The 11839-nt window shown below is 54.7% G+C and carries 8 protein-coding genes; 2 read left to right on the top strand and 6 right to left on the bottom strand.

What is annotated here, in order from left to right; all coding sequences use genetic code 11:
- Positions 1–300, top strand: a 300-nt coding sequence (locus BM357_RS17555; RefSeq protein WP_139234642.1) for a transposase domain-containing protein, incomplete at its 5' end; no start/stop codon positions are given.
- A gap of 102 nt (positions 301–402) precedes the next feature.
- Here BM357_RS17555 and BM357_RS17550 read toward each other — a convergent pair.
- Genes BM357_RS17550 through BM357_RS17535 form a run of 4 tightly spaced genes read right to left on the bottom strand, consistent with a single transcriptional unit; the run spans position 403 to position 7490 of the window.
- Positions 403–3198 (bottom strand): type I restriction endonuclease subunit R, encoded by a 2796-nt coding sequence (locus tag BM357_RS17550; protein WP_245784079.1) that lies wholly within the window; start codon positions 3196–3198, stop codon positions 403–405.
- 6 nt (positions 3199–3204) lie between these two features.
- Positions 3205–4122: a DUF5655 domain-containing protein gene (locus tag BM357_RS17545; RefSeq protein ID WP_074956549.1), complete on the bottom strand. Its 918-nt coding sequence runs from the start codon at positions 4120–4122 to the stop codon at positions 3205–3207.
- Positions 4119–5468: a restriction endonuclease subunit S gene (locus tag BM357_RS17540; protein WP_175511580.1), complete on the bottom strand. Its 1350-nt coding sequence runs from the start codon at positions 5466–5468 to the stop codon at positions 4119–4121. The genes BM357_RS17545 and BM357_RS17540 overlap by 4 nt, the downstream gene beginning before the upstream one ends.
- A 6-nt stretch (positions 5469–5474) precedes the next feature.
- A complete protein-coding gene (locus tag BM357_RS17535; RefSeq protein ID WP_074956545.1) occupies positions 5475–7490 on the bottom strand; it encodes a type I restriction-modification system subunit M in 2016 nt (671 codons plus the stop codon).
- A gap of 229 nt (positions 7491–7719) precedes the next feature.
- Here BM357_RS17535 and BM357_RS17530 point away from each other — a divergent pair, with 229 nt between their 5' ends.
- Positions 7720–8478 (top strand): exodeoxyribonuclease III, encoded by a 759-nt coding sequence (locus BM357_RS17530; protein ID WP_074956553.1) that lies wholly within the window; start codon positions 7720–7722, stop codon positions 8476–8478.
- 52 nt (positions 8479–8530) lie between these two features.
- Here the strand turns inward: BM357_RS17530 and BM357_RS17525 are convergent, their stop codons facing one another.
- Positions 8531–10807 (bottom strand): ATP-binding cassette domain-containing protein, encoded by a 2277-nt coding sequence (locus BM357_RS17525; protein WP_074956543.1) that lies wholly within the window; start codon positions 10805–10807, stop codon positions 8531–8533.
- Between the two features lie 96 nt (positions 10808–10903).
- Positions 10904–11677, bottom strand: coding sequence for an RNA-guided endonuclease InsQ/TnpB family protein (locus tag BM357_RS17520; protein ID WP_245784080.1), 774 nt, complete (start codon positions 11675–11677; stop codon positions 10904–10906).
- Positions 11678–11839: the final 162 nt, after the last annotated feature.

The raw sequence follows: 11839 nt of genomic DNA, 5'->3' as shown, positions 1-11839 counted from the left end.
CTGGAGGACGGCCATCTGGAGTTGGATAACAACCGGAGCGAGCGGTCAATCAAGCCGTTTGTAATTGGTCGCAAGAACTTCCTGTTTGCCAACACCCCACAGGGTGCGAGGGCGAGCGCCATCGCCTACAGCCTGGTGGAGACAGCCAAGGAGAACGGGCTGGACCCGTATTTGTACCTGGAATACCTGTTCGAGCGGCTACCCAACATCCGAACGGATGACCGGGCAGCGATGGACGCGTTGCTCCCGTGGTCAGATCGCCTGCCGGAACGAATCCGGAGACGTGGAAAAAAAGGATAGCATGAGAAATCGCCCCGCTGGGTCTCCTGGCGGGGCTGATTGTTGTCGTCCATGACTGTCGCACGACGGTTGGAGAAACGCAAGGTGTGGGGGCTTTGACGCTTACTCCATTGTGTTCGATCGGGCCGCCTTTACAATCTCCTCGTCCCGCAGGATGTCCGCTTCCACCTGGTCAAAGAACAGCCGATCCGCCTCCGTAAAATCCGTCCCGAACGCCTTGTTCAGCACCTCAATGATGCTGGAGAGTGGCGCTTCCTTCCGGTTATATCCGCCGGTCCCCGCTTCGGTAATGCCATCGACGACGCCTGGCGTTTCCCGAACCAGTTCAATCCGACCCTTAGATTTCTCCTCCAGCCGGTAATACTGCATCTCCACCTCGTCATCGAGATCCAGCGCCACCCGCCCCCGCACCGGGAGCTTCTTCAACAGCAGTCTCCCGTACGTGTAGAACTTGTGAACCGGAACAGACTGGAACGGGGCAATCTGGGTGATGAACCCGTAAACCCGGACGAACGTCGAAAGCGTCGAGCGAAACTCCTCTCGCTCCTTCTCCTGCAAGTGCAAATAACGCTCTACCGCCGGGTCAAGATACTTGTGCAATGCCGCAGCATCCTTGCCCGTATAGAACGCCTCCACCAGCGCCTCCACATCGTCCTGCCAAATGACGGGCTGGGCCTCAAGGCGGCTCTTCAGGTCAAAGATGAGATTCAAATCTGTCTCTCTGCCGAGCGTCGTAACCTCATAGTACGGCTGGAACGCCGCCTGGATTTCCTCCGGCGTGTTCACGAAGTCGAGCACAAACGTGTCGTCTTTACCGGGACACGTACGGTTCAGACGGCTCAGCGTCTGGACTGCCTGGATACCGGACAGCTTCTTGTCTACAAACATGGTGTGAAGCAGCGGCTGGTCAAACCCGGTCTGGTACTTGTCCGCCACGATAAGAACCTGATAATCGTCTGAGTCAAACCGATCCGGCAACTCCTTCTCCCCGAATCCGTTGATGCCGGGCTCCGTGTACTCCTCACCCTGGTCGACCACGGTGCCCGAAAACGCCACCAGCGTCGCCACGTCCGTGTAGCCCTTGCGCTTGATGTACTCGTCGAAGGCCTGTTTGTAGCGAAGCGCATGAAGACGTGAGCTCGTCACCACCATCGCCTTCGCCCGCCCGCCGATCTTATGGCGGGTGATGCGCCGGAAGTGCTCCACCATGATCTCCGTCTTTTGCGCCACGTTATGCGGATGCAGGCTTGCGAAACGGGCAATGGCCTTCTTCGCCGGTCTCTCTTCCAGCGTCGGATCATCTTCTATCGCCTTGGCCATCTTGTAGTACGCCTTGTACGTGACGTAGTTTTGCAGAACGTCGAGGATAAAGCCCTCTTCGATCGCCTGGCGCATGGAGTACAGGTGGAACGGCTCTGGCTTCGCATTTGGGGTTGGCCTGCGGCCAAACAGTTCAAGCGTCTTCCCCTTGGGCGTTGCCGTGAATGCAAAGTAACTGAGATTCTTCTGCCGGCCCCGCTTGGCCAACTCCTCAGCAATCTGGTCCTCGACGTCCGTCGCCTTCGCATCCAGATCCCGCTGAATATGCTCCGCCTCTTCGAGCGATCCCGCCGCCAGCACGTCCTTCACAGCATCGGCCGCTTTACCACTTTGCGAGCTGTGCGCCTCATCGACGATGATGGCAAAGTTCTTGTGCGAGAGATCGGCGACCTGTTTCGAGATGACACCGAACTTTTGGATGGTGGAGATGATGATCTTGGCCGTCCCTGACTCCAGCGCCTGTTTTAGCTGACGTGAGTTCTTGTCGATCTGCTGCACGACACCTTGTACGTGATCGAACTGGTAGATTGCGTCCTGAAGCTGGCGGTCGAGTACCCGTCGGTCCGTAATGACGATGACCGCATCAAAGACGGGCTTGTCGTCGGGCCCGTGCAGGTTCGACAGCCGGTGCGCCAGCCACGAGATGGTGTTGGTCTTCCCTGATCCCGCCGAATGCTGAATCAGGTAGTTGTGACCAGGGCCCTTCTCCAACACGTCGGCCAGGACTTTGTTCACCGCATCCCACTGATGATAGCGTGGGAAGATCATCTTCTCCTTGCGGACTTTCTTACCGTTTTTTACTTTCTCATCGACCTGCAGGTGCAGGAACTTCTGGAGCAGGTCCATGAAGTTGTCCTTTTGCCAGACCTCCTCCCACAGATACGCCGTGCGAAACCCATCCGAAGGTGGATTGCCGGCACCATTGTTGTAGCCACGGTTAAACGGTAGGAAGACCGTGTCGGGTCCTGCAATTTGTGTGGTCATATAGACCTCGTTCGGATCGACCGCAAAGTGGACGAGGCTGCGCTTCTTGAACTTAAAGAGCAGTTCTCTCGGATCCCGATCCCGCTTGTACTGCCGAATGGCATCCTGTACAGTCTGGCCGGTGAACTGGTTCTTCAGCTCCACGGTCATCACGGGCAGACCGTTGATGGACAGCACCATATCGAGCGACTTCTCGTTTTTCAGGCTGTAGTGCACCTGACGGGTGACCGTGAGGATGTTCTGCTCATACCGAGTCAGAATCTCCGGATTGAGCCCGCTTGCAGGCCGGAAGAACGCCGCCTTGATGGGTACGCCATAAATGTCGAACCCCTTGCGGATGACCTTCAGCATCCCGTCCCGGTCGATGACCTGGACCAGGCGGCGAATGAGCTCGGCGTCCGCTTCATCGGCAAAGAAGCCCACAAGACGCTTGTACTCGCTCGGCTGGCTGATCTTTACGAACTCCAGAAAGTCAGTCGGAAACAGGGCCAGTTCCCGGTCGTATGCATCCGGGCTGCCCTTTCGCCAGCCATGCGCCAGCAGATGCGACTCAATCGCCTCTTCCAACGCCTTTTCGGTGTGGATGGCAGTCACCTCGTATCAGCTCCTTTCATACGCCTTTTCAAGGAGCGGTTTCACCTTTTCCAGATCGTCGATTGACCGCAACGTAATCTCCAAATCCCCTGTACCCCAGTGCCCCATCTTGTCCACTTCCCGGACGCAATCCATCGTCCTCCAGTCCATTTCCGGACTCCTATATATGTAAACCAATATGTCACGCTTCTGTGGTTGGGTGACGACTGTCGCCACGTTTCGAATTCGCTTGTAGGCCTCGTAATACTTCAGCCGCTTGACCTCGATGTCGTCGCCCAGGGCCAACATGTAGTCACGAAATGCCGTGTAAATGTTCAACAGTTCGCCTTCCAATTGATCGGCAAAATACGCAAAATCCTTGAACGGCACCATGGCTGGACTGGCTTCCGATGAACGGTGCTTGTCTTCGACAACTTTGACATTCTGCGGAACATTGACCCGCTCAAGCATAAGGAACTCATTTCCATAACGTCGATACCGAAACAGTTCAATCTGACGGTTGATTTGCTGTACGGCGTGTTCATCGAATTTGGTGTAATCCCCGGCAATGCAAATCAGCCTTAGGGACGCCCACTCGATGGCATCAGCCTCTGCGTGCCCCAATTTCCTCTGAATGAGCAGATGAAATACCGCCTTGTGATCCAACAACCAATCCAGATAGTAAAGTCCCTGATTGATGACATTCTCATTTGTCGCACGCTTGTACTCGATGATAACAGGTGAATGGTCCTCATCGATCCCGAGTGTATCGATACGTCCCCGATGTATAGGACCGGTCGAGTATTCAGATTCGAGAAACCGGACGCCAAGTAATATCTCCAGATTTTTTTCAAACAAAGTCTGGAGCGACTTCTCCACCGCCATCGATGAACCTGGCAGTTCCTCCACCTTTCCGTTGATCCGAAACAGCTTGATGTCGCTCAAGGCGTGGCCACCTCCGCATGGTCGGGGCTATACTGCCTCACGTCGATCTGGCCGGTGACAGCGGCGGTGATGAGGGCTTGACGGTACTCTCGCAATAAATCAACTTGATGCTCGATAACTGAGACCAGTCGATCCAGCTTCTTTGTGACAGACGAGACATACTCAAGTATTTCGTCTCGTTCGGCCTTATCCGGAAAGGGAATTTGCAGTTCTTGGATATTCGTCGAAGAGATCGAAGCTAAATTTGTCGTTTGCTTGGATTTCAGGATAAAGTATCGCTTTGCAGGTTCCGATGACGTATAGAGGTTGATCCAATCAGAGTAATCGATATCGTGCGGGCGAACTGCAAAGACGTGATTTTGGTGTAGACACGGCTCAATCTCCCCGTTCCAACGAGTGCCACGGCCAAGTTTGTCGAAGTCGCCACCTTCGTTCATGAGGACATCTCCCTTTCGAAGGGAATACCTAGGAATCTCAGACTTCATGACCGGGATCGTTGCGACGTCCGAAAGGTCGAGATATCCATCTTGGACGTTCGCCACTCGTAAATAGGGAAGCTCCACAGTCTCTTTTCCGGTGAGATCTCGCCCTTTGGTTACTCCCGAGCGAACTTCTGCGATGAACTTCAATCGTACAATCTGCCAATGCGCCGGCACCTCTCCCAACCACGGAATCCCCGAATCCTTCATCGGCACATTCGGGTCGAGCCCCTTCGTTACCGCCTGGGTGATGAGAGCCTGGCGGTACTCCTGCAGAAGCTCGATGAGACGCTGCTTTTTCTCGACGAGTTGGTCGAGTTTGGCCGTTTCATGGTCGAGGAAGGAGGCGATTTGAACTTGCTCATCCAGATTAGGTAGCGGAGTCCACAATTTGTAAATCTCCGAGGGATTGGCCCTTTGATGACTCTTAGTGGCCGACTGTACAACTGAACTAATTTTTTCACGTACCCAATGAGAAAGATAGAGGTACAGCGCATACTTCGGATGGATTGCTTTCGGTCTTAGTACAACAAATTCCGTCGAAGCGACAATAGGTATGCCTTGTGGCTTGGTCAACAACACGGTTGCCTTTCGAGGGTTTAACTTAGATACAATGAGTTCTCCTCCAGAAAGAAGGAACTTGTCGCTACTGATTTCATCACCAGATTCAATCCTTCCATCTCCGTAGTCTTGAACGGAAGGAATACTATAATGAAAAACCGTTTTCTCGATCATGTCTTTCTGGCGAATGGTGTTCCGAACCAAATCGAAAACACTATCCAACCTTACAAATTTCCAGCCTTCTGGAACGTGAGCGCTCCACTCTGAAGTTGTTCCAACATCACGGTTTGCTTCACTGTATTGCACCATGTGTTACCCCCCGATTCTCAGTGACCGCAGCAGACCATTGATTTGACTTTCAAAAGACAGGATTTCCGCTTCTATTTCCTCCAACGGCCGCATCGGTGTGTACTCGTAAAAATGCCTCGTGAACGGGATCTCGTAGCCGATCTTCGTCTTATCCTCATCAATCCACGCATCCGGCACGAACGGCTTCACTTCCCGCTCGAAATACTCGTAGATGTCTTCCTTCAAAGGCACGTTTTCGTAATCCCGCAGCTCCGGATCCGGTTCCGGGTTCCCCTTCGCATCCCGGCAGATATCGGCCGTCTCATCCCGCTCGGACAGGGCCGATAGGATCGCCTTCTGAATCGGCGCCGACAAATCCACGCCGCTCGTCTTAAACGCCTTCTTCAGGACCTTCACGAACTCTTCCCGGTTCTTATACAAGGTCTCCGACCGCAGACCTTCGAGGACACGGAGAATCGCTTCCTGTTGGCGCTTGCCCTCCGCAATCTCCGCCTCGCCGGCGGCGCCCTTCTTCTTGGACGTGGCGAGGTTCTGGAACGCCTTCTCTTCCTTCAAGCGGGCGATCCGCTCGTCCGACACCAAAAAGCTCAGGCGCAGCGGCCGCTCCACCGTGATGCGCCGATAGCCAAAATCCTCGTTGTCGAAGATCTTACTGTACTTCGTCTCCCGAAACTCGCCATGCATGCGGGTGATCTCCGCAATGTGCTCATCCGACAACTCGTTGCGCTTATCGCCCAGGGACTTGCGCATCTTTTGGTACAGATGCGTGGCATTAATGAGCTGAATCTTGCCCTTTCGCTCGGGGGATTTTCGATTGGTCAGCACCCAGATGTACGTCGAGATGCCCGTGTTGTAGAACAGTTGGTCCGGCAGCGCCACGATGGCCTCCAGCCAGTCGTTCTCGATGATCCAGCGCCGGATATTCGACTCGCCAGACTCCGCACCGCCGGAAAACAGAGGCGATCCGTTGAACACGATCGCAATCCGGCTCCCGCCAAGGGACACCGGCTTCATCTTCGAGAGCATGTGCTGCAAGAACAGCAGCGACCCGTCGCTGATCCGTGGCAGGCCCGCACCGAAGCGTCCGTTCATGCCGAGCTTCTCATGCTCATCCCGGATCTCTTTCTCGACTTTCTTCCACTCCACACCAAATGGAGGGTTTGACAACATGTAGTCGAACGTCTGACCAGCAAACCCGTCCTCCGTGAAACTGTTGCCAAACTTGATTTGCGACGGTTTCTGACCCTTGAGCAGCATGTCGGCCTTGCAGATGGCGTACGACTCGGGATTAAGCTCCTGCCCGAACACCCGCACCATGATGTCCGGATTGAGTTCATGGAGCCATTCCTCCGACACCGAGAGCATGCCGCCCGTGCCACAGGCGGGATCGTATATCGTCCGAACGATTCCCTCCTTGGACAGGTCCTGGTTGCGGTCCTCGTTGAAAAGCAAGTTCACCATCAGGCGAATCACTTCACGTGGCGTAAAGTGCTCCCCGGCCGTCTCGTTGGAGGCTTCAGCGAACTTCCGGATGAGCTCCTCGAAGATGTACCCCATCTCCATGTTGCTCACGCTGTCCGGGTGCAGATCGATGGCGGCAAACCGCTGCATCACCTGGTACAAAAGATTGGACCGGTCGAGCCGCTCAATCTGCTTGCCGAACTCGAAGTAGTCCATGACATCCTTTGCATTGACCGAAAACCCGTTGATGTACGCCGTCAGGTTGGCCGCCAGGTGGTCAGGATCATCGAGCAGGGACTCGAAGTCGAATTTGCTCCGGTTGTGAAACTCATACCCGGTAATCCGGTTGAGCACCGGATCGAGATTTTGCACGTTCATCCTTTCCAGCTCGTCCAGTTTGGCGAGCACCTGCGCCTTGGTCGGCTTCAACACGGAATCCAGCCGGCGTAACACGGTCATCGGCAGGATGACCTTTCCGTAATCAGATTGCTTGTAATCGCCACGAAGGAGATCGGCGACGGACCAAATGAAGTTTGCGATCTCGTTGAAGTTCGGCATATGGATTTCCTCACCCAGGATGACGTGTATTTGCAAGCTATCTTCCATTTTACAATAGAAGTACCTTAGGATCATCGTTCAGGCCAGGTTCCTCTAGAATTGCTCCGAAGCTGTACGTCGAGTCCATACGGACATCCCGGGCTCGAGTGGAACTTAGCATACCGGCAAATCGTCGGGGAATTATGTTAAACTGGACACACTATCATAGATTTGTAAGGTGGTATGGAAACTGAAGCTGGTATCCTGGAATGTCAACGGCTTAAGGTCATGTATCAATAAAGGGTTTTACGAATACTTCAATGACATCCAAGCCGATATATTCTGCCTTCAGGAGACGAAACTCCAGGAAGGACAAATTGTCGTGGACCTTGGAGAAGAATATCAGCAGTACTGGAATTACGCCCTGAAGAAGGGTTATTCCGGAACTGCCGTATTTTCAAGACTTGAACCGCTTTCCGTCCGCTACGGCCTCGAAGAGGAGACAGAGCCTGAGGGACGTATCATCACGCTCGAGTTTGACGCATTCTATCTCGTGAATGTATACACGCCGAATGCGAAACGTGATCTGTCAAGACTTGCATATCGGTTGGAATGGGAAGATCGATTTCGAACTTATGTACTCCAGCTTGATGCACACAGGCCCGTGATCATTTGCGGTGATTTGAATGTTGCCCATCAGGAGATGGATATCAAGAATGCCAAAGGGAACCGTGGCAACTCCGGATTTACGGATGAAGAACGCGAAAAGATGACGCTGCTCCTGAACTCCGGTTTCACGGACTCCTTCCGATATCTTTATCCAGACCGCACCGACGCCTACACCTGGTGGTCCAACATGCCCAGGGTGCGGGAACGGAACATCGGATGGCGAATCGACTACTTTCTCGTTTCATCGAGACTTCGCCCCTTCATCGTCGACGCCCGCATGGATTCCCACGTGTTGGGGAGCGATCACTGTCCGATTGTGCTGGAGATGGCTGAATTTTAAAGGGCATTGCAGGGCCCCTCATCGGAGGCCCCGCTTTTTCGCATCCCATACATTACGAACGTGGATTTAGTGCATGCATCAAGTATCTTCCCGTGATGGACTGCTCCGCATGGATGATCTGCGCAGGTGTGCCCTCGAACACCACCTGGCCGCCCTTGCTGCCTCCGTCTGGTCCCATGTCGATGATCCAATCCGCTTGACTGATCACGTCGAGGTTGTGCTCGATGACGATCACCGTATTGCCGGCGTCCACGAGGCGGTTGATGATCCCCAGAAGGTGACCGATATCTGACATATGTAAGCCGGTCGTCGGCTCGTCCATCACGTAGATGCTGCCCTTCTTATGCAGCTCACTTGCCAGCTTGATGCGCTGGCATTCCCCGCCCGAGAGGGTGCTGAGCGGCTGGCCGAGTGTCATATAGTTGAGCCCCACATCACTCATCGCCTGGAGCTTGCGGACAACCTCTTTTAGCTGAATGAGCTGGAAAAAATCCAGTGCCTGCTCCACAGTCATCTCCAGCACGTCTGCAATGGACTTGCCGTTCAGCTTGTACGCGAGCACCTCTTCCTTGAACCGTCTGCCTCCGCATACTTCGCATGGCAGCTTCACGCTGTCGAGGAATGCAAGGTCTGTATACACAACACCCAGCCCTTGGCAGTTCTCGCAAGCCCCCTTGGAGTTGAAGCTGAACAAGCCTGGGTTGACCTTGTTCGCGGAAGCAAACGCTTTGCGCACATCATCCATAATGCCCGTGTAGGTCGCGGGATTCGAGCGTGTCGACACTCCTACCGCTGATTGGTCGATGACGATTGCATCCGGATGCTGACTGAGGAATACTTCGTGAATCAGCGTACTCTTGCCCGAGCCGGAGACACCCGTAACGACGGTCAGCACTCCGGTTGGAATATCTACACTCACGTTCCGCAGGTTGTGCAGTGTGGCATCCTTGATTGACAGTTTGCCGGACGGCTGCCTGTAATCGTGCTTTAGCTGGAGCGGCCGCTTCATATGGATGCCTGTCAGCGTACCTGCCTCCAGCAGACCTTGGAAGTTTCCTTCATACACGATGGTACCGCCGCGGCTGCCGGCGTGAGGCCCGACGTCGATGATATGATCCGCCACCTTGATCACATCGGGATCATGCTCGACGACAATCACGGTGTTGCCCTTGTCGCGCAGCTTCTGAAGCAACCCATTTAACCGGTGTACATCACGGGGGTGCAAGCCAACGCTGGGCTCGTCGAAGATGTAAGTCACATCCACCAGACTGCCGCTCAGGTGCTTCACCATCTTGACGCGCTGCGACTCGCCGCCGGACAATGTATCCGTTTCACGGTCCAGCGTCAAGTAGTCAAGTCCGATATCCACCAGATGCTGCAACCGCTCCGTCAGCGCCTTGACGACCGGCGCGGCGACAGGATCGTCAATCTCCCGAATGACGCGGATGAGCTGTCCGACCTCCATGGAGGACATCTCCGCGATGTTGAGTCCATTGATCCTGCAGTTGAGCGCGGCCTGACTGAGTCTCGCGCCGCGGCAGCTGGGGCAGGGACCCTCGGAGATGTAAGGCGCAACAGCTTGTTGTGTGCGCTCGGAATACGTCTTCACATCCCGCTTGATGTACTTGTTGGTGAACTTCTCGATGCAGCCTTCCACCGTAATGTTCACTGTCTTCCCGCCGAACTGCGTCGCCACTTTCCTCGCCTTGCCGTACAGCAGTTGTTCCAGCTCTTCATCCGAATAATCGCTCAGCTTCTTGTCGGGATCGAAGGGCCCCGACTGTACGAGCATCGTCCAATCCATGCTGTTCACCGTATAGCCCGGCAGCAGGATTGCCCCTTCATTCAACGACTTTGACATGTCCAGCGCCTTGCTCAGGTCGACGCACAGCCTGCGACCGGTCCCGTTGCACTCGGGACACATGCCTTGCGGATTGTTAAATGAGAACATGTTTGCTGGTCCAACATAGGGCTGACCCACTCGGGAGAAGAGAAGACGGAGAATGGGAGAGATATCAGTAATCGTGCCCACAGTCGAGTGAGCGCCGCCGCCTAAGCGTTTTTGGTCGACGATAACCGCCATGCTCAGATTTTCGATGGCATCCACATCCGGTTGCGGTAAACGCGGAAGAAAGGTGCGGACGAACATGCTGAAGTTTTCATTCAGCAGACGCTGGGATTCGGCGGCGATGGTATCGAAAACGATCGACGATTTGCCGGAACCGGATACACCGGTAAAAATGGTGATTTTGCGCTTGGGAATGCGTAAAGATACATCTTTCAGGTTATTTTCCCGGGCGCCGCGGATTTCTATATATTCTTGCGTCATAAGATATCTTCCTTTACTCGTATTAAGATCCTTATCGGATGAAGCGCCGCAAGAGAGCGGTTTAGACAGAATCCCTCATTGACGTTCTCCCCAGCCCTAAAGGGCGGGGATTCTTTCTCGCTCATCGCGAGCTACGCGGGCGCACTGATGCGGATGCCACCGCACGCCCGTGGGGGACGCCATCACCCCAACTACTGGGCCTCGGCCCAGATACCTGCGCCGAATGTTGATCGCCCCAACGCCATCCCGGTGAAAGCGGAACTCACAGGCCGGACAGGTATACACTCGTCCTTTCGGTTTATGGCGGCAGCCACATCGTGGACACTCCTGTGACGTATACGCCTCATCCTGAAGCTCCACCCGCATTCCGAGACGCTCAGCCTTGTACGTGATTAGCCAGCGAACTTTACCGCTGACCATCTGATGGATTCGCTGATTGGCCGCAGGTCCATAATCCACTCGCTTTCGGAGATCCCGTACATCGCCAATGACCACCGTCTGCACCCTGCTCGCGTGGAGGGTGGATACCAGTGTTGTGGTCTGCTTATGCAGGATGTCCCAAATCTGATGATCCAGTTGTCGCAACTGCTTCCGCATGCTTCGTTGCAGTTTTCGCCAGCGGCGGGACCCTTTCTGCAATCGCGACAGCTTCGCAGCAAGACGGGCTTTGAGCTTGTTCTGATACTGCCGTTTGGCCCGAAGCTCCCGTCCATTGTAAATCGTCGTCCGCTCCCCGTCGTGGACCACGGCAAGATGAACTTCGCCCAAGTCGGTTCCGACTACGCCTCCCTCTGTAACAGGTTCTACCGGGGGCCGGGAGTATACAGCCCGTAGTTCATAAGCGGAATCAGCCCACCCCAGTTCGACCAAGACAGGGGCTTCCCAGCGCCACGGTACGACCAGCGGGGCGTTGCCGCGACCATTGGAAAGGATGAGATTCCCGTCCCGAACCCGAATCGCAGACGGCTTCCACTGAACACGGAAGTAGCGCCGCCGACGGTACGGCGGTTTGGTTTGCGGATCCGTCTTCCT

Origin of the sequence: Paenalicyclobacillus macrosporangiidus, from assembly GCF_900116805.1 — a bacterium.
GTDB classification, from domain to species: Bacteria; Bacillota; Bacilli; order Alicyclobacillales; family Alicyclobacillaceae; genus Alicyclobacillus_H; species Alicyclobacillus_H macrosporangiidus.
The sequence above is the reverse complement of the archived record's forward strand: the minus strand, read 5'-3'. Positions and strand labels throughout refer to the sequence as shown.

What these genes read in the sequence shown, in the direction of transcription:
- BM357_RS17535 (WP_074956545.1), bottom strand. Translation starts at nt 7,490, where the DNA reads ATGCCGAACTTCAACGAGATCGCAAACTTCATTTGGTCCGTCGCCGAT.
- BM357_RS17525 (WP_074956543.1), bottom strand. Translation starts at nt 10,807, where the DNA reads ATGACGCAAGAATATATAGAAATCCGCGGCGCCCGGGAAAATAACCTG.